The sequence below is a fragment of the Sphingomonas sp. PL20 genome, assembly GCF_017875905.1.
Classification (GTDB): Bacteria; Pseudomonadota; Alphaproteobacteria; order Sphingomonadales; family Sphingomonadaceae; genus Sphingomonas; species Sphingomonas echinoides.
The window spans coordinates 1,044,645-1,067,551 of the sequence record NZ_JAGINH010000002.1; the positions used below are offsets into that span (position 1 = coordinate 1,044,645).

The window sequence follows — 22,907 nt, forward strand, 5'->3', positions numbered from 1 at the left end:
CCATCCTCTTGGTTTCTCTGCCTTATGAGCAGCCTGCGGCGGTCGTGGTCGCCGTGCGGCCTTGCCGCAGATCGGCCCCGCTGCGCACCACCGGCTCCGGCCCGCTACCAAGCCCGCGCCACAAAGCGGTGTTGAACGCGGCGGTATCGAGCCGGTCCTCCTGCGCGAAATTCTGCCCGCGCATCGCGTCCGCCCAATATTGCGCGGTGTGCGTGGGGCAGACGCGCGCGGCGACGGCATAGCGGTCGTCGGGGATCGGCAAGGCCGTGGTCTTCAATACCGAAGCCGCCGTCGCACGGTAGCTCCACGGCGTCGCAGTCAGGTCGAACACGTCCGCCATCGGTAGTGCCAGCGCATCGTTCAGGCCAAGCGGCTTCAGCCCCAGCAGCGCCTCGATCGTCCGCAACAGGCTGACGGTGGTGTAGCGCGTCGATACCAGCGCCTGCTGCTTGACATGCGCGCCGACGACGAAGGCGATGCTGCGCCGTGCGTCGACATGGTCGGCCCCATTCTGCGCGTCATCCTCGATGATGAACACGACGGTCGAATCGGCGACCTTGCTGGCGGCGATCCGCTCGATCACGCGGCCGACGGCGTAATCATTGTCGGCCATCTCGGTCTCGACCGTGTTCACCCCGTCGATCGCGTCCTTGAAGTCGCCGAAATGGTCATGGCTGAGGCGCAACAGCGTGAGCGCCGGCACCGTGCCGGCGGCATCGGCGGCGTCGAACTCGCGCTGCCATTCGAGCATCCGCCAGTAATCGGGCATCTTCTGGTCGAAGCCGCGGAAATACGGGTCGCTGCGGCTGGCGAGCAGGCGGTCGCCCGGGGTGTAGATGCGCGTGCCGGTCTTGGCGGGTTCGCGCTCCAGCGGCTTCGCGCCGGGCTCGCCTTTGTCGTAGATCGACGCATCCGAGAACCCGTAATTGCGCACGCTCAGCCCGGCGCGGATTGCCGCATTCCACAAGAAGCCCTGGCCAGCGCTGGCATCATCATCGCCATCGGGCGCGGTCAGCAAGGCGGGGCCGGGCAGCACATCGGGGTCGGTCGGTGCCTTGGGGGTGACCGCGCGGCGCTCGGCTGGGGTCAGGGCGGTATAGATCGAGCGATCGGCTTCCTCGGCTTCATAGGCAAGGCCGCGCTGCGCATAGTTTACCGGCGCGTTCTTTTCGAGCAGATCGGGCACCCGCGCCGCCGTGGTCCAGGTCCAGCCGGTGCTCGATTGCTCGCCACTGTCATAGAAATTGTCGAGCGTGACGAACTGGCGCGCAAGCTGATGATGGTTGGGCGACAGCGCCTGCCCCAGGATCGCCAATTTGGGGTCGCCATTGCCCTTTTCGAGATCGCCCAACACCTGATCGTAGGTGCGGTTTTCCTTCACGATGAACACGACATGTTTGATGTGCGCGCGCAGCGCCGCCAGTTTAGCTTCGGCGGCGGCGCGCGCCGGGGCGGCATCGAGCCCGATGTTCCGCGCGACTTGCAGCGTCGTCGCGACCAGCGCCTTGGGGGCGGGCAGCGGGAAATCGAGCAGCCCGGCCTTTTCGAGCTGGAAGATATATTGGTTGGCGGCCCCGCACGCGGTCGGTTGCGCCTTTTGCACCGCCAGCTTGGGCGCGCAGCCGAGCGGGTTGGGGCCGGGCGGGCTCTTGCGGTTGACGACGAAGACGTGATTGCCCTGCGCGCTGATCGCGACGGCGCTGGGATACCAGCCAGTCGGGATCAATCCTTGGACTTGCATCCCCTGATCGACCGGGGCCACCACCGCCAATGCGTTGATCCCACCAAAGGTCACCAGCAACCGCCCGTCGGCAAGCCGCGCCAGAGCGTTGGGGTTTACGCCCTTGCCCGGCGTCGCGCCCAACGCATCGGGCAAGCCGAGGCGTGGTTCCATCACCAATCGGTCCTGCGCGGTGTCGATCACGGCGAGCCGGTCGGCATTGTCCTCGGTCGCATAGAGCCGCCGTGCCTTTGTATCGAGCAGCAGTGCCGTTGGCGGCCCCAGCGTCGCGATGCGCGTGGCAACCTTGATCGCGTCGCCGGTCACCTCCAGCGCGACGATTTGCCGGTCGCGCGGGGCGGAGACATAGGCATGGGTGGCGTCGCGCCACACGATCGCAAACGGGTTTTCGCCGCCTGCAACCCCAGCTTGCGCGGCGTCGATCTTGCCCGGGCGCAGATCCTGTTCGACCAGCACGGTGCCGCGCTTCAGATCGATCAGGCTGACCGAATCATTGTAATAATTGGCGACCAGCGCGCGCGTGCCATCGGGGCTGATCGCGACGCCTGCCGCCTGCGGCAACACCTCAGACCCATTGCCGGTCTTGTTATGGCCGAGCGGGATCGGCTTGCCGACGCTGGCGAAGGTGCCGCTGGCGCTCTTTTCGAAGACATGGACGACATCATCGACCCCGCCGCCCACCAGAATGCGCGTGCCATCGGGCGACCAGGCGACACCCGAATAGCTGTTGGGCATGGTCAGCGTCTGGAGCCAGGTCGGCCCCTTGGCGTCGATGCGGTAGCGGAACAGATATTGGCCGGATTGGGCCAGGACGAGCTTGCCGTCGGGGCCGTTATAGCGGTTGAAACCGCTGGTAAGCACCAGCATCTCGCGTCCATTCGGGCTTACCGCGATCGCCGCCGCGCCATCCGCGATGTATGCCGGGTTGGGGCCGGTGCGCGCCACCAGCGGTGCGAAGCGCGCACCGGGCGCTGCGAGCGGGGTGAGCGCTTGCCCGGTCGGTAGCGCCGTGCCCTGATCCTGCGCCGTGGCAACCCCGGCACCCCACAGAGCGAGGGCGGTCGAGGCGAGGATCAGGGCGCGGCGCATTGCAGGGTCTCCTAGTGAGCGTGGCCTAGCGACATGATGCTACGGTAAAAAGACGCGGTGCCGTTCACTCCACCACCGGCAGCCACACCGCACTTGCCGCGCCCGGCGCATGGACGATCGTCTGCGTTGCCGCACGATAGTCGCCGGGCTTGGCGTTGAAGATGTTGGGCACAAAGGTCTGCGGGTTGCGATCATAGAGCGGGAACAGGCTCGATTGCACCTGCACCATGATGCGGTGGCCGGGCAGGAACACGTGGTTCACATTGGGCAGGCCGAATTTGTAATTCTCGACCTTGCCCGGCTTCAGCGCGGCGGGGGTGGCGCGGCCATGGACATAGCGCCCACGATAGATTTCGATGCCGATCGGCAATTGATAGCCCGCCAGCGCCGGGTGCGCGCTGTTTTCCTCCGGATAGACGTCGATCAGCTTGACGACGAAATCGCTGTCGGTGCCGCTGGTGGCGGCAAACAGATCGACTTGCGGCGCGCCCGCAATATGCAGCGGCTTGTCGAGCACCGCCGTCTGATAGCTCAGCACGTCGGAGCGGCTGGAGACGAAGCGCTGATCGGCGACCAGCCACGTCGTCCATACCGCGCGATCCTTCATATGCACCGGCTGCGTGACGAACGGCACGGGCTTGGCCGGGTCGGAGATATAGCGTTCCTGGCCAGCCGTGGCGGGGGCGGTGAAGCTGAGGCTGTTATCCGCCTGGAGATAGAGCGGCGTCGCCTTGCCCGCTGGCCAATGGGCGAAGGACTGCCACTGGTTGATCCCGCTGGCATAGGTGATCGCCGCCGGGGTCGGCTCGGTGTCGGCGGGGGTGTCCTTCAGATAGCGATCGAGAAAGGGCTTCATCGTGTTGCGGCGGAATTGCAGCCCGGTGTCGCCCTCGAACTGCAATGCGCCCAGGCTGCTGCCATCATAATTGACGCCGCTATGCCGCCACGGCCCGATCACCAGCGAAATCGGCGCGTTCGGATCCTTGTCCTTCAGCGCCTTGAACACAGCGGGCGCGCCATAGCTGTCTTCCTGGTCCCATTCGCCGACCACGACCATCGTCGGCACGGTCAGCTTGCGCTTGGCGAGCTGCACGTCGACCGCCTGTTCCTGCCAGAACGGGTCGTAAGCGGGATGTTCCATCAGCTTGCGGATCGCCGGGAAGATGTCGATGCCATATGCACGCGCGAAGTCGCCTGCCGACCCGGCCTTCAGATAGGCGTCATAATCCTCACCGGTGCCGTCAGCGATCGCACCGCCCTTCTTGGCGGTCTGGCCGACGATGTAATCGAAATTTGGCTGACGGAACGCGCCATTGTGGAACCAGTCATCGCCGACCCAGCCATCGACCATCGGGCTTTGCGGCACCGCCGCCTTGAGCGCGGGGTGCGGGTCGATCAGCGCCATCAGCGAGGTGAAACCGAGATAGGAGGAGCCGGTAATGCCGACCTTGCCGTTGCTCTCGGGCACGTTCTTCACCAGCCAGTCGATCGTGTCATAGGCATCGGTGGCGTGGTCGACATTGGTCGGGTTGAGCGGTCCGCGCAACGGGCGCGTCGTGATATAGTCGCCTTCGGATTTGCCCAGCCCGCGCACGTCCTGATACACGCGGATATAGCCGTCATTGACGAATTCGGCATCGGCGATCGGCAGGATTTCCTCGATCTTCTGGCTCGGATTGCGCCACGTCGCCTTGCCCGCATCATAGGGCGTGCGGCTGAGCAGGATCGGGCCGCCATGCGTGCCCTTGCGCATCACGATAACGGTGAACAGCTTGGTCCCGTCGCGCATCGGCACCATCACTTCGCGGCGGATGTAATCGGCTTGCGGGCGGACCTGTTGGTACACCGCGACGGTGTCGGGCGTCATCGGCGCGGTTTGCGCCGATAGCAAAGCGGGCGTGGCAAGCAGGGCAAGCGTGAGCGGAAGAATGCGCAATGGAGCCTCGCGAAATGACGGATGATGGCACGGTATAGCCACGCGCCGGGAAAGCGGGGAAGCAATTTTGCGGGACGAGGGCGGGCAGGGTGATTGTGGATCGACACGGACCCTATCGCCGTCCCAACCATTCAGGCACGATGCCGCTTATGTCGCCAACCGATCGCCTGACCCGTCCGCTGAAAGGGCTCATCGTCGGGCAAGTGCGCGCGCTGTTCAACGACAAGGCGCGCGGCGAAACGCCGGTCGAGCGCAGCCCGGACGCACTGTTCCCGCCGGATTCGGTCGCGTGGCGCGTGCATGGCGACGTCACCTCGATGCTGGTCGGCGGGATTGCCGCGCTGCTGCTGCAGATGCTGCACCCCAAGGTGCTGGCGGGGGTATGGGACCATTCGGGGTTTCGCGAGGACATGCAGGGGCGCTTGCGCCGCACCGCGCGCTTCATCGCCGTCACCACCTTCGGCGCGCCGGACGACGCACGGGCAATGCTCGCCAAGGTGCGGCGAATCCATGACAATATCGGCGGTACTTTGCCCGACGGGACGCCCTACACCGCGAGCGATCCCGATCTGCTCGCCTGGGTGCATGTGTGCGAGGTGCTGTGCTTTCTGGACGGCTGGATCCGCTATGGCGAGCCCACGATGAGCCGCGCCGATCAGGACCGTTATGTCACCGAAATGGCCCGCATTGCCGAGCCGCTGGGCGTGTCGCCCGTGCCGCATAGCCGCGCCGAGGCCGAAGCGATCATGACCGCGATGCGGCCGCAACTGCGCGTTGATGCCCGAACGCGCGACGTGGCGCATGTTCTGCTCGATCAGCCTGCGCCGTCGCTCGCGGCGGGGCCGTTTCAGGCGATGACCTTGCAGGCGGGGGTGGATTTGCTGCCGGGCTGGGCGCGCACCATGCACGGGCTCGCCCAGCCGCAGCTTGGTCGGCCATTGCTCCGCGCTGGCACCTTTGGCATCGCCAGCACCCTGCGCTGGGCGTTCCGCGCATGACCGAAGCGATCCCCGCCGCGACGCTGGTGCTGTTCCGGGACAGTGGGGCGGTGCCCGAACTCCTCTTTGTCGAACGCTCCAAGGCGATGGTGTTTGCAGGGGGCGCGTTGGTCTTTCCGGGCGGGCGGATCGACCCTGGCGACCGCGCACTTGCGCTGGAATTGGGTGGCGAGCCCGAGGATATGGCCGCCCGCATCGGCGCGATCCGCGAGACGATCGAGGAGGTCGGCCTGCCCATCGGCCTGCCGCCGATGCCTGATGCGACCTTCGCTGAATTGCGCGCGGCGCTCCACCGCGGCGAGGCGATCGGGGCAGCGCTGCGCGATCTCGATCTTGCGCTCGACCCCGCGCAGCTCGTGCCGTTCGCGCGCTGGCTGCCGTCGCACGCACCTGCGCGCATTTTCGATACGCGCTTTTATCTGGCGCAGGCGTCGCTCGGTGGCCCCGAGGCGGTGGTCGACGATACCGAGAATGTCCGCGTTTTCTGGTCGAGCGCGCAAGGCGTGCTGGACGATGCCGATGCGGGGCGGGTGCGCATCATTTTCCCGACTCGCCGCAATCTGGAGCGGCTGGCGCAATTCGAGAGCTTTGCCGCCGCCGCCGCCCATGCCGCCGCGCACGAAATCCGCGCCGTGACCCCGTGGGTGGAACAGCGCGACGGGGAGGAGCATCTCTGCATTCCCGACGACCTCGGCTATCCGATAACCTCCGAGCCGATTGGCGACGTGATGCGCGGCTAGGACCCCGTTTCCGTCCCCGAATCGCGCGGGGGTGACGAAAGCGCCCGTCTGGCGTATGGAGCGCGCATGCCCAATCTTCCCGTGGTCGCGATTATCGGCCGGCCCAATGTCGGCAAATCGACCCTGTTCAACCGTCTCGTCGGCAAAAAGCTGGCGCTTGTCGACGATCGCCCCGGCGTGACGCGCGACCGGCGCGAAGGCGATGCCACGCTGGTCGGCCTCGATTTCCGCATCATCGATACCGCCGGTTATGAGGATCAGGACGCCGCCTCGCTGCCCGGCCGGATGCGCGCGCAGACCGAGGCCGCGGTCGCGCAGGCCGATGTCGCCTTGTTCCTGTTCGATTCGCGCGCTGGCATCGTCCCGCTCGACGAGGAAATCGCGCGCTGGCTGCGCGGGTCGACCACGCCCGTCATCCTTGTCGCCAACAAGGCCGAGGGCAAGGCAGGGGCCGACGGCATCCTCGAATCGCTGTCGCTTGGCTTTGGCGATCCCGTTGAATTGTCGGCCGAACATGGCGAGGGGCTGGTCGAACTGTTCGATGCGCTGCTGCCCTATATCGAGCCCGACAAGGACGAATATGGTGCCGATATCCCCAATGCGGATGACGAGGGCGAATACAGCCCCGAAGCGCCGCTGAAGCTCGCCATCATCGGCCGCCCCAATGCCGGCAAATCGACGCTGATCAACCGCATCCTCGGCGAGGACCGCCTGATCACCGGCCCCGAAGCCGGGATCACGCGCGATTCGATCGCGGTCGACTGGGTGTGGCACGATCCTGAACGCGAGCCTGGCGAAAATGCCCGCAAGGTCCGCCTGATCGACACGGCGGGTATGCGCAAGCGCGCCAATGTGCAGGACAAATTGGAAAAGCTGTCGGTCGCCGACGCGCTGCACGCGATCGATTTTGCCGAAGTCGTCGTGCTGCTGCTCGATGCCACGCGCGGGCTCGAATCGCAGGATCTGCGCATCGCCGATGCCGCGCTGCAGGAAGGTCGCGCGCTGATCGTCGCGATCAACAAATGGGATATCGCCGAAAACGGCTCCAGCCTGTTCAACGGCATTCGCGGCGCGCTGGAAGAAGGGCTGAGCCAGATCAAGGGGATGCCCGTGCTCACCGTGTCGGGCGCGACCGGCAAGGGCATCGACGTGTTGTTGAAAGTGGCGTTCGAGACGCGCGACGCCTGGTCGCGCCGTGTTGGCACCGGCGAACTCAACCGCTGGTTTGAAAAGGCGGTCGAGGCCAATCCGCCGCCCGCACCGGGCGGCAAGCGCATCAAGCTGCGGTATCTTACGCAAGCCAAGACGCGCCCGCCCGGCTTCGTGCTGTTCGGCACGCGGGTGGACCAACTGCCGACCAGCTATCAGCGCTATCTCATCAACGGCATTCGTCGTGATCTGGGCTTTGGCGCGGTGCCGGTGCGGCTGACCTTGCGGGCACCGAAGAACCCGTTCGACCGCTAAGTCCGGTCGGCGCGCTGCGTCGGAGTTATCGCGTCACACCAGCAACTTGATAGTCACGCACCCGAAATGATTCGTGTCTGCGTCAACCGCTCGTTTACTTCGCGCAGGTAGAAGCAAGCTGTACTTTCGGGTGAGAGTGCGGGTTGGAGGAAATGACGGTGACGCTCGACGAGAACAGCCTGATCGACTGGAACGTTTTTACGCGTGCCCGTGCCGAACTCGGGGCGGGCTTCGTCCGCATTCTGGGCTATTTCCGGGAGGACGGCGTCAAATCGGTCGCCGCGATCGAAACGGCGATGCGCGCGCGCAATGCGGCGGCAATGGTGATCCCGGCGCATACCCTGAAAGGCGAAGCGCGTCAGTTCGGTGCCGAGCCGCTGGGCGAGATCGCGGAGCGGATCGAATCGATCGCGCGCGACTGTGTCGAAAACCGCGATACCCCCGATGAGGCGTTGAGCGATATCGTTGCGCTGCGGCCGCTGTTCGAAAAGACGCTGGCGATGCTGGAGCGCGAATCCAACCCGCTGGTGGAGCGGCGTCCGGCTTTCGGTCGCCGGACGATCTAACCAACCCGGCGGCCCCGCGCGGCGTAGATCAGGCGCGCAGGCGTTCGATCGCCTGCGCCAGCGCGACATAGAGCTTGCCCATGTCGGAGGACAGGATGGTCACCCCAAGCGGAGAGCCGTCGCGCTGCGACAGGATCGTGCGGAGCATCGCTTCGAAATCATGAATGTAGCGATTGACCTGCTCCCGGAAGGCGGGGTCCTCTTCGTGCAGGCGCGCAATCTCGCGCGCCTCGGCGCTGTCGAGCAAGCGTACTGCCCGCCGGGTGAACACCCCGCGATCGCCCTTGAGATAGGCTGACCAGGCGCTGTCCGACACGTCGGTGGAGAAGGTCTTGGCGATGTCGATCGAGGCGGAGTTGAGCGATTCGATCAGCAACGAGACACGCCGTGCCAGCGTTTCCTGATCGGCATTTTCGCGCTCGGCGCGCGCGTCCTGCAGGCGGCTTTCGACCAAAGCGGTTGAATCGGCGATGGCGAGCATCTGCTGGGTCAGCCGTTCGGACGCGCGCGCGGCGGCATCGGCGGCAGCTTCGCCCGCTTGCCCGATGCTGGCGAGCTGCCGTTCGACCGCGACGCGCGTCGCGCGCTCCATCGCGGCGGCGCTTTGCTGTTCCAGGGCGTGCGCTGCCTCGGGGATGACCGTCGCCAGGGTTTCGCGCGCCCGGTCGGCGGCGGCACTGGCGGTGTCGCGCACGCGCAGCAGCGCCTCGACCAGCCGGGGAGCGGCATCTTCGGCGAAGCGATGCGTGCGCCCGATCGTATCGTCGACCATTTCGCCCAGCGCATCAGCCTTGATCTTGCCGTCGGACAGCGTCTCGAGCAGCGTGCTCGCCAGTTCGTTGACGGTGTCGCGCTGGATCGCGATGACATGGGCGATCGATTCGATCGCATCGTGCGTGCTTTCCGCCGCCGTCACCAGCGACAGCAATTCGGGCTTGGCCTGCCCAACGATCTTGCGGCTGACGCCGAGCCGATCATCGAGGCGGCTCAGCGCCTCGGGCAGGGTCTCGTCAATCTCGCGCGCGGCGGAATCGAGCGCCATCAGCAAATGTTCGGTCGAGGCGATGGCATGCGTCGCCATTTCGTCGCCGGTCTTCAGCGCCTCGGTCATCGCATCGGCGGATCCGCCGAGCGCACTGATCGACGCGGCCAGCGCCTGGGTGCGTTGCACGCCCTGGTTATGCAGCGTTTCGAACGTGTCGGAAACGCGCGCAAGCCCCTGGTCGATTTCTTCGACGATCGTGTCGCTGGCCGCGCGTTGATCGGCAAGGCGGGCGGCGACGCGGTCGATCAGGGTTTCGATCTCGGCGATGCGCGCGGCCAGGCCTTCGGCGCTGTCGCGCGCGGCGCGCTCGAGCGCTGCCTGGTTGGTGCCGAGCATCGCCAGCATTGCCTCGCCCTGCGCGGCGATGCCCTTGCGCGCTTCGTCGACGGCGTCGGCGGTGCGGCCGAGCAAGCCATCGACCGCCTGCGACATGTCGCCCGTGACCTGTTCCAGCCGCGCGCCCGCTGTCTCGCTGGTCACTTCCATGCGGGTGATGTGCGCGGCGAGCTTCTGCGCGGCACCGTTGGCGACCGCATCGGCTTCGCGCCCACGCTCGGCCAGCGCGGTGAGTTGCGCATCGAGCGCCGCGGCATGTTCGCTCGCGGTAACGCCGGTTGCCTTGAGCAACTGCGCCAGCCCGTCGGTCTCGTTATGCGCGCGCGGCAACAGCGCCAGCAGCACTTCCAGCCGAGTATGCGCCTGGTCCGCTGCCGTCGCCAGGGTCGCCGCATGGGCATCGGCGGTCGTGATTTGCGTGGTCAGGCCCGACCCGATCGAGGCCATTCGCGCAACCGCGCCATCGCCCAGCGCCATCAAGGCATTGGTCTGCTCGGCCAGGTTGGCGCGATTGCTTTCGATACTGTGGGCGAGGGCCGCGACGGTGCGTTCAAGGCTGGCAGCCTCGGCGCGCATCGCCTGTGCCGTCTGCCCGAAGCGACGCGCCTCCGCCGTGCTGGTGCGCAGCGCCAACACCAGCAAAATCGCGATCAAGGCTGGCGGCACGCACAGCCCGGCGACGAAATTGACCAGCGCAGGCGGCGTCAGCGAGGCCAAGCTGTCCCGCGACAGCCACAGCATCGCACCGATCCACCCCAGCGATGCGAGCATCCCCAGGATGGAGAGCCACGGCACCGGCCGCGACGGCGGTCGATCGTCAATTACCTCGGTCAGTTCGATGGGATCCTCCGGCACGGGCGCAAACTCCGCCATCGCCACACCCTCTTCCGCGTCGGCTTGGGCGGGTGGCGCGGCGCTGTGCGGCCGCAGGTCTATGATGCGAGAACCCCCGTTCATCATGCTTGTTTATCACGAAAGTCGTCAGTTCAAAGCGAATAGCGAAACCTTGTCTTAACGGATGAGGCGCTAGACGGGCGCAATGGCCTATGATCCCGGTGCAATTGACGCGACCTTGGCGGCAGCAGTGGGCGATGAGCCCGCCCTGATCGCGGAACTGCGCGGCGCATTTCTCGAGAGCGTGGAGCGGGGCTTGAGCGCGCTCGAGACGGCGCAAGGCGATGAGGCATGGCGTGCGGCCGCATGGCGGATGCGCGGTCTCGCTGCCAGTTTCGGGGCAATCCGCCTGATGGCCATCGCCACCGAAGCGGCCGAGGCGATGGCGCATGACCCCGCGCTGATGCGGCGCTTGCGCCGCGCGGTGGAACGGCTCTGATCGTTTTGCGGGCTTTGCCTTAATCGAGCCGAGCCCCTAACAGCTAGGCGATGCTGGCTGGATTGATTTTTGCGACCGAAGATGCCGATGACCGCGTAGGCGTGCTCGCGGCGACCTTGCCGTTTGGCGGGTTGACGCTGATCGAGTTTCAGGCGCGCTTGCTGGTGGCGGCGGGCGCGACCCACATCATCCTGGTCGTCGCACGCATGACCCCGGAATTGCTTGGCGCGATCAGCCGCATCGGGCGACGCGGCGTGTCGGTCGATGCGGTGCGCAGCGCAGGCGAAGTGCTGGAAAAACTCCATCCGCTCGCGCGCGTGTTGGTCGTTGCGGACGGCGTGGTGACCACAAGCGAGGTCGTTCAGGCAATCGCCGCCGCGCCGCATGACACGCTGCTGGTGACCGATCAGATGGACTCGCACTATGAACGTGTTGGCGCAAACGTCGCATGGGCTGGCCTTGCCTTGCTGGACTGCAAGCGCATTGCCGAAGTCGCCGCCTTGCCGCGCGATTATGATTTTCAGTCGACCTTGTTGCGGGTGGCCGCACAGGCCGCGGCCGATCAGGTCCGGCTCGACGCGCATATGGCCCCCGGCCACACGATCGAGCGGAGCACCCAGGCACTGGCCGCGCGCGGCAATGGCACGGTTGCGGCGCTGGTCGCCAGACCGGCGCGCTGGGCCGAGCGCTATCTGCTTTCGCCGCTCATTCGGCTGATCTTGCCACCGCTGATGACGCGCGGGGTCGGGACGATCACGGTGCTGGCGGGGGGCGTTGCGGTCGCGCTTGGCGCATGGCTGACGATTTTTATCGGGCACCCGGCCGTTGGCATGGCGGTAACCTATCTTGCCGTCGGGGCCACCGGGGTCGCGGCGGCGCTGGCCTGGGTGCGCGACGAAGGATCGGTCGCGCGCATTGCCGAGCATCTGACCCCGGCGATCGTGGCGGGGGCGGCGCTGCTGGTCGGCTATGGCGCGGATCGGCCGGCCGGATTGATCCTCGCGACCACTTTGATCATCATCGCGGCCTTGCTCGAACGGGTTGTGGGATCGGCGCACGCCCGGCGTTTATGGGCCAGCCCCGTAGCCTATCCGCTGCTTATGCTGCCACTGCTGGCGCTGGGCCAGCCGCTGTTCGCGCTTGGCTTGGCCGCGCTCTATGCGGTCGTCACGCTTGCGGTCGCCATTGAGGGCTTTCTCGAAAAGCCTTAGTCTCGCTTTAACGACAACCCCTTATTGCCGAGATCATGTCGAATGAATGTGGCGACAAGGATGCTGGGGCCAATGGGGCCGTTACCGCACTGCTCAACCGGGCAGCGGCGGCGGACGCGCGCGCCGACGATCGGCTGCGCATCGCCATCGCCGACTTTTTCCTGGCTGAGGCTGCACGGCTCGACGACCGCACGCGAATCGCCATGGCGGCGACGCTCGGCGATTTGGTCCAGTCGGTAGAAGCGGCGTTGCGCCATCACGCTGCCCGATTGCTGCTGGCGCGCGATGCCGCTTTGCTCTCTGCCGCCGTCGAGGCGGAGGGAGCCTCGATTTTTGACCGGCTGGCGCAAGCGGGCGTGCTGCGCGATGCCGAACTGATGCGGGAACTGCTCGGCCGCGTCCAACAGGATCTGCTGACCGATGCGCTGCCGGGAGAATCGCCCGATGATCCCGATCGTCCAAGCCTGTTGCCGCGCCTCGCCAGTGCGACCGATCGTGTCATCTCAGCGAGCGCGGTGGCGTTGATGACGGCGGAGAGCCGTCGCCGCGGGTCTCCGGCCCCCGGCCAGCCTGCCGTCACCGATCTTCCCGCCGAGTTGCACCACCGCGTGATTTGGTGGGTTGCCGCCGCAATCCGCGAAGGTCTGGAGGCGCAGGACGGCGAATCCCGCATGCTGCTCGACCGCGCGCTGGTCGACGCGGCGCTGCGCAGTATCGCCGCGCATGATGAGGGCGACCGGTTGGAAGCGACGGCGCTGCGCCTCGCCAGCGCGCTCGACCCGCAAGCGAGCGAATTGGCGATCCTCCTGGTCGAGGCACTGGCCGACCGGCGGCTGGCACTGTTCATCGCGTTGCTCGCGCGTGCGCTGGGGCTGGATTATGCCGATGCGCGCGAAATCGTTCTCGACCGTGACGGCAGCCGCTTGTGGCTGGTGCTGCGCGCGCTTGAACTGGATCGTGCCGCAATCGCGCGGATCGGACTTGCGCTGTGCGAAGCCGAGCCGGTACGAAACCTCGATCGTTTCGCGGACGGAATTAACGACATTCTGGCAATATCCCCCTCGACCGCGCGTCACGCCCTTGCCCCATTGCTGCTGCATCGCGATTATCGCGCGGCCTTGGTGGCACTGGGGCGGGGGACGCACCAATGAATGTGAGCGAGCCAATGTTGCCGCCGGTGCGCGGCATGGTCGACCAAGACGGGCGTCTGGTCGAGGCGGATCAGCGACTCCATGACCTCAACGCCCGCGCCGGTGGCGATATCGGGCAGCCGCTCGCCGTGCCGCAAATCGCCGCGCTCGCACGCCTGGCGCAGCGGCTTGGTATTCTGGTGTCCCGCGCCGTGGTTGCTGCGGATGGGCCGGACGACCTGGAATTGTGGGTGCGCGCTGAGCCCGATTCGGTTGCAGGCTCGGGCAATGTCCGGCTGCACATTACCGGCTGGCGCAGCCGTGCGGCGTGGCATCCGGCGGCGGCGGCAGAGGAGCGCGCGACCGACTTTCTGCGCAGCGAGAGCGACTGGCTGTGGGAAACCGACAGCGCACTGCGGCTGACCTTCCTCTCGCTCTCCGCCGGGGCACGCTATGGTTTCGATGGTGCGGCCATGCTGGGCCAGCCGCTGACGCGTTTGTTCGTGTTGGGGGAGGGCGATGGCGGGGTCTTCCCGATTTTGGGCGGGTTGGCGCTGCAACAGCGCTTCGACGATCAAGTCGCGACGATCCGCGCCAGCGGGCACCGCGTGCGCCTTGCCGCCACGCCGCGGACCGACGCCAATGGCGCTTTTTCGGGCTTTGTCGGCGCGGCCTATGCGCTGGACGGCGACCCGGCGACAACAATAACCGCGCCCGCGCCGCCTGTTGCTCCGGATGCGGTGACCACCGCCTTTGCGATGCGGCTGGATCAGGCGCTGCGTGGGCCGCTCGACCGTATCATCGCCAATGCCGACAGCATTCATGCCCAGTCGGAAGGCCCGTTGCGGCAGGATTACGCCGATTACGCCGCCGACATTGCCAGCGCCGGGCGGCATTTGATGGGGCTGGTCGACGATCTGGTGGATCTCCAGGCGATCGAACGACCCGATTTCGTGGTGGCCAAGGAAGCCATCGATCTCGCGGATGTCGCGCGCCGCGCGGCGGGGTTGCTCCAGGTCCGGGCATCCGAGGCGAAGGTGCGGATCGACCGCCCGTCGCTGGGCGAGACGCTGGCGGCAACCGGCGAATTCCGCCGTGCGCTACAAGTGCTGGTCAATCTGATCGGCAATGCGGTCCGCTATTCGCCGCCCGATGGCATGGTCTGGGTGCGCGCCGAACGGGAAGGAACGGTCGCGGCGGTGATCGTCGCCGATCAGGGGAAGGGCATCGCGCTGGAGGATCAGGCGCGCATTTTCGAAAAGTTCGAGCGGGTCGATCCACGCGAGGTTGGCGGCAGCGGGCTGGGGCTCTACATCGCGCGGCGGCTGGCGCGCGCGATGGGTGGCGACGTGACCGTGGATTCCGCCCCCGGGCAAGGCGCGCGGTTTGTGTTTACATTGCCCGAGCGCATCTAAGACTTCGGCTGCTGTCCAAGCGCCACGATCGTAGGCGCATAAGATCGTCAAAAAATGCCCGTGGCGGGAGCCGCTGCAGCAACCTCACAGTCTATAAAGCGATGGGGGGCGGACGCTCCAAGACATCGGGACAGTGACGTATGATCGACAAGGAAGTTCAAACGCGCCTGGATTTCATGGCGATCGATGAAACCCAACGTGCTGTTCTGGCGGAGCTTCAGCCATTAGTTCGGACTTTACTCAGCCCTGCACTGGACCGCTTCTATCACAGCGCGCGCAGAACCCCGGAAACCGCCGCCTTCTTCCGCGACGATCAGCATATGGCGCATGCCAAGCGTGCGCAGGAAAGCCACTGGCTTCGTATTGCGACGGGTGCGTTCGATCAGGAATTTCATGCCAGCGTTCGCCGGATTGGCGCGATCCACGCCCATATCGGCCTCGAACCGCGCTGGTATATCGGCGCTTACGGGTTGGTCCTCGAAAATTTGCTCCGTGGCATTGCGCGGCATCTGTCGCCGTGGCGGCGCCTGTTGTCGTTCTTCCGCGGGCCGAGCGCCGCCGATGCGAGCAGCGCGATCGTCAAAGCGGCCTTGCTCGACATGGAATTGTCGGTCTCGATCTATTTCGAAGAGGCACAAGTCGAACGCAACAAGGCGATCGAAAGCCTGTCGCAGGCCCTGGCCGCGCTGGCCGATGGCGATTTGAGCCGCGACGTTGCGAACATGCCGCCTGCCTTTGCTGCAATTGAAACCAGCTTTAATCAAGCACTTACCTCGCTGCGCGGTTTGATCGGCAGCGTGATGGCGAGCAGCGCCGGCATCCGGACCGGTTCCTCGGAAATTGCCCACGCTTCGGAAGATCTGGCGCGCCGGACCGAGGGCACCGCCGCCAGCCTCGAGGAAACGTCGGCATCGCTGGTGCAGATCGATTCCAGGCTGAAGGCAACCGCCGCCGCGACCGCCGAGACGGTCAACCGCGCGCAACAGGCGACCGACACCGTGGCCAATGGCCGCGCGACCGCGGACCAGGCCGTCCAAGCCATGATCCGCGTCGGTGAGAGTGCCAAGGGCATCGATTCGGTGATCGAAGGCCTCGACAAGATCGCGTTCCAAACGCGCGTTCTCGCGATGAACGCCGCCGTCGAAGCGGGACGCGCCGGCGATTCGGGGCGTGGCTTCGCGGTTGTGGCTGATCTGGTGTCCGCGCTGGCGATGCGTGCCGAGGAAGAGGCGAAGCGCGCGCGCGATCAGTTGACCGTGACGCAGGCCGACATTGGCACCGCCGTCAATGCCGTGAAAAACGTCGACACGTCGCTGACCGACATCTCCGGCGATGTGGCAAAGGTCCATGATCTGTTGGGCTCGATGGCCGACGATGCCGTGGCGCAATCTTCGGCTCTGAGCGAAATCTCGGCGGCGATCAGTTCGATGGACCGTACTACGCAGCAGAACGCCGCGATGGTCGAGCAAACGTCGGCCGCCGCGCGCAATCTTACCAGCGAAGTTGGATCGCTGGCGCAGCAGACCGAGCGGTTCAAGACGGGAAGCGCCGCTGCTCCGGCTGGGTCCGCCGCGCCTCGGCGGTCGGCGCGCGCCAATGGCCGTGCGGTCAATGCTGCCGGTAGCGCGTCGGTTCAGTAACCACCGCAGCGGTCTGCGGGTGGTCGGGCGCTCAGCGCCGCGACCACCACAGCAGCGCGCCACCCGCCAGCGCGATCAGCGCGCCGTAGACCGCCCATTCGCCCTTGGCGAGCATGGGGCTCGATGCGGGCCACATGATAAGGCCAAGGCCCTGGCCCGCGAACAGCACCCCGAAGGCCAGTAGGATGACGCCCGCCACAAGGGCGAGCGCCTTCACCGGGTTCACGAACGGGCGTCGAGCGCGACGTAATCGCGCTGCGTCGGGCCGGTGTAGAGCTGACGCGGACGGCCGATCTTCTGCTCCGGATCGGCGATCATTTCATTCCACTGCGCGACCCAGCCGACGGTGCGCGCCAGCGCGAACAGGGCGGTGAACATCGTCGTCGGGAAACCAATCGCCGAGAGGATGACGCCCGAGTAGAAGTCAACGTTCGGGAACAGCTTCTTGTCGATGAAATACGGGTCGCTCAGCGCCATTTCCTCGAGCTTCAGCGCGACGTCGAACACGGGGTCCGACACCTTCATCGCGGCGAACACTTCGCGCACAGTCTGCTGCATCACGGTCGCGCGCGGATCGTAATTCTTGTACACGCGGTGGCCAAAGCCCATCAGGCGGAACGGATCGTTCTTGTCCTTGGCGCGCGCGATATATTCGGGGATGCGGTCGACCGTGCCGATTTCGCGCAGCATGTTGAGCGCGGCTTCGTTGGCACCGCCATGCGCCGGGCCCCACAGGCAGGCGATGCCCGCCGCGATGCACGCGAACGGATTGGCACCCGACGAGCCGGCAAGGCGCACGGTCGAGGTCGAGGCGTTCTGCTCATGGTCGGCGTGGAGGATGAAGATGCGGTCCATCGCCTTTTCGATCACCGGATCGACGACATATTCCTCGGCCGGAACGCCGAAGGTCATGCGCAGGAAGTTGCCGGTGTAGCTCAGCTCGTTCTTGGGGTGCATGAACGGCTGGCCGATCGAATATTTATACGCCATCGCGGCGATCGTCGGCATCTTGGCAATCAGGCGATGGCTCGCGATCATGCGCTGCTGCGGATCGGTGATGTCGGCCGAATCCTGATAGAAGGCCGACAGCGCGCCGACGACACCGCACATGATCGCCATCGGATGCGCATCGCGCCGGAAGCCGCGATAGAAGGTTGCGAGCTGTTCGTGCAGCATCGTGTGGCGGCTGATCGTGTAGGTGAACTTGTCGAGCTCGTCCTTGGTCGGCAACTCGCCGTTCAGCAGGAGATGGCACACCTCCATGAAGCTCGACTGTTCGGCCAATTGCCCGATCGGGTAACCGCGGTGCAGCAGCACGCCTTCGTCGCCGTCGATGTAGGTGATCGCCGAATCGCAGCTTGCGGTCGAGGTGAAGCCCGGATCGTATGTGAACATCCCGGTCTGGGCATACAGCTTTCGAATATCGATCACGTCTGGACCCACGCTACCGTGCAGGACCTTCAAATCGAGATCCTTGTCTGCGGCGTTCAGCTTGACAGTGTCAGTCATCGGTCGTCCTTTCGTGACGTCTATGCGGCCATCTGGTCGGCGATACGCCCCAGGCTCTCTTCGCGCCCGAGCAAGTCGAGCACGTCGAAGATCCCAGGCGAGGTCTTGCGTCCGGTCAGTGCGGCGCGCAGCGGTTGCGCGACTTGACCGAGCTTGACCCCTGCATCGTCGGCGACCTGCCGAACCGCAGCTTCGAGCGCCTCCGTATCCCAGTCTTCGACCGCGTCAAGCGCCGCGTGCACCTGCGCGAGCAATGCTGGGGCAGAACCCGACAGCAGCGCTGTCGCATCATGGTCCATCGCAAGCGGGCGCGTGCGAAAAAGAAAGGCAGCACCGCTGGCCAATTCATTGAGATTGGCTGCGCGCGGTTTCAGCGAGGCCATGCTGCGACGCAGAAGATCGAGCTGTTCGGCGTTCGGCGTGATCTCGAGTCGCGGTGCCACCAACTCGGCCAGGCGCGCATCGTCGGCCTGTCGAATATACTGACCGTTCAAATTTTCGAGTTTCTTCAAATCGAACCGCGCGGGCGATTTGCCAACGCCGTCGAGATCGAACCATGCGATCGCCTGGTCGCGGCTGATGACTTCATCATCGCCATGCCCCCAGCCGAGCCGCAGCAGATAATTTTCCAGCGCCTCGGGCAGAATGCCCAGTTCGTCGCGATAGAATTCCACGCCGACCGCGCCGTGGCGCTTGGACATTTTCGCGCCGTCCGACCCGTGGATCAGCGGGATGTGCGCATAGACCGGGTCGGGCCAGCCGCCCTCGATCGCGTTCATCGCGCGCATGATGGGAAGCTGACGGAAGGCGTTGTTGAGATGGTCGTCGCCGCGGATGATGTGCGTCACGCCCATGTCGTGATCGTCGACCACCACCGCCAGCATATAGGTCGGCGTGCCGTCCGAACGCAGCAGCACGAAATCGTCGAGCTCGGCATTCTGCACGGTAACGCTGCCCTGGACGCGGTCCTCGATCGTGGTGGCACCCTCGCGCGGGGCCTTCAGCCGCACGACGAACGGCGCGCCCTCGGGCGCTTCCTCAGGCGACCGGTCGCGCCAGCGGCCGTCATAGCGCATCGGCTTGCCCGCCGCCTTCTGCGCCTCGCGCATCTCGGTCAGTTCTTCGGCGGTGGCGAAGCATTTATATGCCTGGCCGGCCGCCAGCAATTGATAGGCGACCTCGGCATGGCGTGCGGCGCGCGAAAATTGGAAGACTTCCTCGCCGTCCCAGTCGAGCCCGAGCCAGCGCATCGATGTCAGAATCGCGTCGATCGCGGGCTGGGTCGAGCGCGCACGATCGGTATCTTCGATGCGCAGCAGGAACTTGCCGCCATGGTGACGCGCGTAGAGCCAGTTGAACAAGGCGGTACGCGCCCCGCCAATGTGCAGGAAGCCGGTCGGCGACGGTGCGAACCGGGTGACGACCGTGGCGTCATTGGGGGTGGTGGTGGCGCCGACGGCGGGGGCCGTGGCGGGATCAGATATTGCGCTCAATCGCGCATACTCCCAGACTTAAGGATGGATGGCCGGTTCAGCCTTGAGCGCCCCTAGCACGCACCTTCCCGCGCTTCAAATCGGCGTGCTTCGGGGGTTTGCCGCCGTCAATGCCCGACTCGAGCGGTGGCTGGAGGCGGAGCGCGACCAACTGGCCTTGTGGGTGCCGGTCGCCTTGGGCGCAGGGATCGCTTTGTGGTTCGTGCTGCCCGACCCGGCGGCGTGGCGGGCGGCGGCATGTCTTGCACTGGCGGTGGCGCTTGGCGGCGTGGCGTTTGCGCGACATGGGCGGGCGGCGCGGGTGGTCGCGGTGGGCGGGTTTTGCGTCTTGCTTGGGCTGGCAATGATCTGGAGCCGCTCGGAGCGAGTCGCGGCGGGTGTGCTTGCCCGCCCGACGATCGCGACCTTCACCGCGCGGGTCGAACGAGTCGAGCCGCTGGTGGCGCGGGGTCTTGTGCGCGTGCGGCTCGCGCCGATCCGGGTGCTGGCGGTGCCCGAGCGGCGCGGGCCGCCCCAGCCATTGCCGACGCTGCCTGCACATCTTCGGGTCAATCTGACCGAGGCCGATGTTCCAGTCGGGCTGGTGCCGGGGGCGACGTTGTTGCTGTCGGCGCGGTTGATGCCGCCGCCCGAACCTGCCGTGCCCGGTGCCTATGATTACGCCCGCACTGCCTGGTTCGATGGCATCGGCGCGACCGGGCGCGGCTTCGCGCCGATCCGCATCATCGCTGGCGGCGGCACGGCGGCGGAAGCGGGGCTGCGCGTACGATTGTCGCAGCATATTCAAGCGCAAGCGGGCGGGGGCGGGGCTGGAGGCATTGCCGCCGCGCTGGCAACAGGTGACCAGGGCAGCATCCCGATGGCCGACAATGACGCGATGCGTCGTTCGGGCCTTGCGCATCTGCTCTCGGTCAGCGGCTTGCACATTACGGCGGCGGTCGGCGCGGTGATGGTGCTGGTCATGCGGCTGCTCGCGCTCAGCCCGTGGCTGGCCTTGCGCTGGCGCTTGCCGCTGATCGCAGCGGGGGCGGGGGCGCTCGCGGCGATCGGCTACACGCTGCTGACCGGGGCCGAGGTGCCGACGATCCGCTCCTGCGTCGCTGCGCTGTTCGTGCTCGTCGCGCTGGCGCTGGGGCGCGAGGCGTTGACGCTGCGGCTGGTCGCGGCGGGCGCGGTGGTCGTGTTGCTGCTCTATCCCGAGGCGCTGGCGGGGCCGAGCTTCCAATTGTCCTTCGCCGCCGTCGCTTCGATTATCGCGCTTAACGAACATCCGACGGTGCGCGGCTGGTTCGGCCCGCGCGAGCAATCGCGGCTGGCGAAGCTCGCGCGCGAACTGGCGTCCTTATTGTTGACGGGCCTTGTCGTGGAACTGGCGCTGCTGCCGATTTCGCTATTCCACTTTCAGAAAGCCGGGGTGTACGGCGCGGTCGCCAATATCGTGGCGATCCCGCTGACCACCTTCGTGACGATGCCGCTGGAAGCGCTGGCATTGCTGTTCGATTGCATCGGCGCGGGAGCACCGTTCTGGTGGGCGACGGCGCGGTCGCTCGATCTGTTGCTGTGGATCGCGCACACCACCGCCGCCGTTCCGGGATCGGTCGCGCCGCTACCCGCCATGCCGGGCGCGGCTTACGCCCTGATGGTGGTGGGTGGTCTGTGGCTGGCTTTATGGCGCACGCGCTGGCGGCGGTTGGGGCTCTTGCCGCTGGCGGCGGGCGCGCTGTGGGCGCTGCTGACGCCCGCGCCCGATGTGCTGGTGACGGGCGATGGTCGCCACGTCGCGATCCGCACCGGGCACGGCGATCTGGCGCTGCTGCGCGACCGTACCGGGGATTACACCGCCGATATGCTGGCCGAGAATGGCGGGATCGAGGATTTGCCGGTGCTGATGTCGGAGCAACCCGAGGCGCGCTGCAGCCGCGACCTGTGCCTGATGACGCGCCGCGCGGGCGACCGCGACTGGCGCATCCTCGCGACGCGCAGCGCCTACCTCGTCCCCGCGCCCGCGTTGGTTGCGGCGTGCGCCAGCGCTGACATCGTCATCAGCGAACGCCGCCTGCCGCGCCGCTGCGCACCGCGCTGGCTGCGGCTTGATCGCGCGACGCTGGCGCGCAGCGGCGGCGTGGCGATCGCGCTGGGCACGGCCTCGGTGCGGACCGTCCGTCATGCGGGCGACCGGCATCCGTGGGTGACGATTCCGGTATCATCGAAGCTGTCGCGGTTCCGCAAAGGGAATGAGGCTCGCCACCGCTGAGGGCGTTCGTTAGCTGGTGGCGCGGCGCTGCGGCCTTCTATTTGATTGGCGCCAGCGTGATGGAGCTACCTTTCACCACCCAGACCGTTTTGGGCGCAGTCCCCACGAACAGCGGCATATGCAGATTGTAGGAGGTAAAAACATGGATCTCGGTCGGAACTGGGTCCAGCAAATGCGTGGTCATGAAGCCTTCTGCTGTTGCACCCGGTGGCAGTTTGGGGGGCTTCATCGCGAGACAACTGACATTAAACGGACGGGAAGACAGCACGTGTCCGTCCGGCGCAACGACGACGCGATAGTTGCCTCCCATCACGTAGGTGGCGGCATCCTGCTGGGCCGTCAGCAAGTAGACCGCGACTGGCCCCCCATTGGGCGACGGTAGCACGACCGTATTGAACGGTGCTGGCGTGCACGGTTCGTACTTTTGCGCCTTCGCGCGTTCGACCGCTATCTCGCGTGCGTGCGCGAGGAAGGCTTGCGACGGGGTGAGCGCTACCGGTTGGGGCAATTGTTCCTGACGCACCACCTTTCCGCCACGAACATCGGCGACGAAAAAGGCCTGGGCGGTTGCATTGCTCCCGCGGTAGTAGGTCACGTGCAAGGTTTGCTCGTCGGACACTTCGACGACATATCCGCCCACGCCGGTCAGTTGATCTTTCGGGACTGCGGCCATCAGCGCATCGGTGCTGACCCAGGCCGCACGATCGAAACCGTAAATTAGCCTCCCGGTGTTGGACGCGTGCGCGATGCGCTGCTCGTTGGAAGGCGCGGTTGGGGAAGGCGCGGTTGATCCCGGAACGGCAGATGGAGGCCTGCCCGCATCCTGACCGGGGACCGCCGAGATTAAAGCGATCAAAGGCAATAGCATCGGCTGTCTCCCGCAAAGACAGATACCTGACCTATGGTCTGTGGTTAGACAATGCCGGCACGAACAAAAAGCGTTCGCACCGTTTAAGATTGCTGGCCATCGCCAGAATCGACGTCAAACTTTTCTACATAGCGCTGTG

Annotated in this window: 17 protein-coding genes; 10 read left to right on the plus strand and 7 right to left on the minus strand. The window is 66.0% G+C overall.

What is annotated here, in order from left to right; all coding sequences use genetic code 11:
• Window positions 1-22 precede the first annotated feature (22 nt).
• Entirely contained in the window at window positions 23-2,830 is a 2,808-nt protein-coding gene (locus tag H4W01_RS04975) for a bifunctional YncE family protein/alkaline phosphatase family protein (RefSeq protein WP_209610132.1), read from the minus strand.
• Between the two features lie 64 nt (window positions 2,831-2,894).
• Window positions 2,895-4,697 carry a CocE/NonD family hydrolase gene (locus H4W01_RS04980; protein ID WP_334685412.1) on the minus strand — a complete coding sequence of 601 codons (1,803 nt, stop codon included), beginning with the start codon at window positions 4,695-4,697 and terminating at the stop codon, window positions 2,895-2,897.
• 218 nt (window positions 4,698-4,915) lie between these two features.
• Here H4W01_RS04980 and H4W01_RS04985 point away from each other — a divergent pair, with 218 nt between their 5' ends.
• The 4 genes from H4W01_RS04985 (at window position 4,916) to H4W01_RS05000 (ending at window position 8,534) form a co-directional block, all read left to right on the plus strand.
• Window positions 4,916-5,764: an oxygenase MpaB family protein gene (locus H4W01_RS04985; protein ID WP_209610134.1), complete on the plus strand. Its 849-nt coding sequence runs from the start codon at window positions 4,916-4,918 to the stop codon at window positions 5,762-5,764.
• Window positions 5,761-6,504: an NUDIX hydrolase gene (locus H4W01_RS04990; protein ID WP_209610135.1), complete on the plus strand. Its 744-nt coding sequence runs from the start codon at window positions 5,761-5,763 to the stop codon at window positions 6,502-6,504. Before H4W01_RS04985 ends, H4W01_RS04990 begins: the two co-directional genes overlap by 4 nt.
• 66 nt (window positions 6,505-6,570) lie before the next feature.
• A complete protein-coding gene (der, locus tag H4W01_RS04995; RefSeq protein ID WP_209610136.1) occupies window positions 6,571-7,968 on the plus strand; it encodes a ribosome biogenesis GTPase Der in 1,398 nt (465 codons plus the stop codon).
• 152 nt (window positions 7,969-8,120) lie between these two features.
• Window positions 8,121-8,534, plus strand: coding sequence for an Hpt domain-containing protein (locus H4W01_RS05000; protein ID WP_010408067.1), 414 nt, complete (start codon window positions 8,121-8,123; stop codon window positions 8,532-8,534).
• Between the two features lie 28 nt (window positions 8,535-8,562).
• On the opposite strand, the gene H4W01_RS05005 is transcribed toward H4W01_RS05000, so the two are convergent.
• Window positions 8,563-10,872, minus strand: coding sequence for a hypothetical protein (locus H4W01_RS05005; protein WP_209610137.1), 2,310 nt, complete (start codon window positions 10,870-10,872; stop codon window positions 8,563-8,565).
• 82 nt (window positions 10,873-10,954) lie between these two features.
• Between H4W01_RS05005 and H4W01_RS05010 the strand changes: the two genes are divergently transcribed.
• The 5 genes from H4W01_RS05010 (at window position 10,955) to H4W01_RS05030 (ending at window position 16,644) form a co-directional block, all read left to right on the plus strand.
• Window positions 10,955-11,248 carry a hypothetical protein gene (locus H4W01_RS05010; RefSeq protein WP_010408074.1) on the plus strand — a complete coding sequence of 98 codons (294 nt, stop codon included), beginning with the start codon at window positions 10,955-10,957 and terminating at the stop codon, window positions 11,246-11,248.
• Window positions 11,249-11,298: 50 nt separating this feature from the next.
• Entirely contained in the window at window positions 11,299-12,459 is a 1,161-nt protein-coding gene (locus H4W01_RS05015; RefSeq protein ID WP_209610138.1) for a hypothetical protein, read from the plus strand.
• Window positions 12,460-12,494: 35 nt separating this feature from the next.
• Window positions 12,495-13,610 carry a DUF2336 domain-containing protein gene (locus H4W01_RS05020; RefSeq protein ID WP_209610139.1) on the plus strand — a complete coding sequence of 372 codons (1,116 nt, stop codon included), beginning with the start codon at window positions 12,495-12,497 and terminating at the stop codon, window positions 13,608-13,610.
• Window positions 13,607-15,004, plus strand: a complete 1,398-nt coding sequence (locus H4W01_RS05025) for a sensor histidine kinase (protein ID WP_209610140.1) — start codon at window positions 13,607-13,609, stop codon at window positions 15,002-15,004. The genes H4W01_RS05020 and H4W01_RS05025 overlap by 4 nt, the downstream gene beginning before the upstream one ends.
• A 140-nt stretch (window positions 15,005-15,144) precedes the next feature.
• On the plus strand, window positions 15,145-16,644 hold the full coding sequence (locus H4W01_RS05030; protein WP_209610141.1) for a protoglobin domain-containing protein: 1,500 nt from the start codon (window positions 15,145-15,147) through the stop codon (window positions 16,642-16,644).
• A 31-nt stretch (window positions 16,645-16,675) separates the two neighbouring features.
• Here the strand turns inward: H4W01_RS05030 and H4W01_RS05035 are convergent, their stop codons facing one another.
• From H4W01_RS05035 to gltX, 3 genes are read right to left on the minus strand one after another with little or no spacing between them, the layout of a single operon-like run.
• Window positions 16,676-16,870 (minus strand): hypothetical protein, encoded by a 195-nt coding sequence (locus H4W01_RS05035; RefSeq protein ID WP_209610142.1) that lies wholly within the window; start codon window positions 16,868-16,870, stop codon window positions 16,676-16,678.
• The gene (locus H4W01_RS05040; RefSeq protein ID WP_209610143.1) at window positions 16,867-18,153 is read right to left on the minus strand and encodes a citrate synthase; all 1,287 of its coding nucleotides are present in this window, start codon (window positions 18,151-18,153) and stop codon (window positions 16,867-16,869) included. Before H4W01_RS05040 ends, H4W01_RS05035 begins: the two co-directional genes overlap by 4 nt.
• Window positions 18,154-18,173: 20 nt before the next feature.
• Window positions 18,174-19,646: a glutamate--tRNA ligase gene (gene gltX / locus H4W01_RS05045; RefSeq protein ID WP_435804113.1), complete on the minus strand. Its 1,473-nt coding sequence runs from the start codon at window positions 19,644-19,646 to the stop codon at window positions 18,174-18,176.
• Between the two features lie 43 nt (window positions 19,647-19,689).
• Between gltX and H4W01_RS05050 the strand changes: the two genes are divergently transcribed.
• Complete coding sequence (locus H4W01_RS05050; protein WP_334685158.1) at window positions 19,690-21,900, plus strand: ComEC/Rec2 family competence protein; 2,211 nt, start codon at window positions 19,690-19,692, stop codon at window positions 21,898-21,900.
• Between the two features lie 37 nt (window positions 21,901-21,937).
• On the opposite strand, the gene H4W01_RS05055 is transcribed toward H4W01_RS05050, so the two are convergent.
• Complete coding sequence (locus H4W01_RS05055) at window positions 21,938-22,768, minus strand: hypothetical protein (RefSeq protein ID WP_010408095.1); 831 nt, start codon at window positions 22,766-22,768, stop codon at window positions 21,938-21,940.
• Window positions 22,769-22,907: the final 139 nt, after the last annotated feature.

Coding starts and splice junctions, on each gene's coding strand:
- H4W01_RS05055 (WP_010408095.1), bottom strand. CDS start 22,768: ATGCTATTGCCTTTGATCGCTTTAATCTCGGCGGTCCCCGGTCAGGAT.
- der (WP_209610136.1), top strand. CDS start 6,571: ATGCCCAATCTTCCCGTGGTCGCGATTATCGGCCGGCCCAATGTCGGC.
- H4W01_RS04985 (WP_209610134.1), top strand. CDS start 4,916: ATGTCGCCAACCGATCGCCTGACCCGTCCGCTGAAAGGGCTCATCGTC.
- H4W01_RS04975 (WP_209610132.1), bottom strand. CDS start 2,830: ATGCGCCGCGCCCTGATCCTCGCCTCGACCGCCCTCGCTCTGTGGGGT.
- H4W01_RS05010 (WP_010408074.1), top strand. CDS start 10,955: ATGGCCTATGATCCCGGTGCAATTGACGCGACCTTGGCGGCAGCAGTG.
- H4W01_RS04980 (WP_334685412.1), bottom strand. CDS start 4,697: ATGACGCCCGACACCGTCGCGGTGTACCAACAGGTCCGCCCGCAAGCC.
- H4W01_RS05015 (WP_209610138.1), top strand. CDS start 11,299: ATGCTGGCTGGATTGATTTTTGCGACCGAAGATGCCGATGACCGCGTA.
- H4W01_RS05000 (WP_010408067.1), top strand. CDS start 8,121: ATGACGGTGACGCTCGACGAGAACAGCCTGATCGACTGGAACGTTTTT.
- H4W01_RS05030 (WP_209610141.1), top strand. CDS start 15,145: ATGATCGACAAGGAAGTTCAAACGCGCCTGGATTTCATGGCGATCGAT.
- H4W01_RS05020 (WP_209610139.1), top strand. CDS start 12,495: ATGTCGAATGAATGTGGCGACAAGGATGCTGGGGCCAATGGGGCCGTT.
- H4W01_RS05005 (WP_209610137.1), bottom strand. CDS start 10,872: ATGAACGGGGGTTCTCGCATCATAGACCTGCGGCCGCACAGCGCCGCG.
- H4W01_RS05040 (WP_209610143.1), bottom strand. CDS start 18,153: ATGACTGACACTGTCAAGCTGAACGCCGCAGACAAGGATCTCGATTTG.
- H4W01_RS04990 (WP_209610135.1), top strand. CDS start 5,761: ATGACCGAAGCGATCCCCGCCGCGACGCTGGTGCTGTTCCGGGACAGT.
- H4W01_RS05025 (WP_209610140.1), top strand. CDS start 13,607: ATGAATGTGAGCGAGCCAATGTTGCCGCCGGTGCGCGGCATGGTCGAC.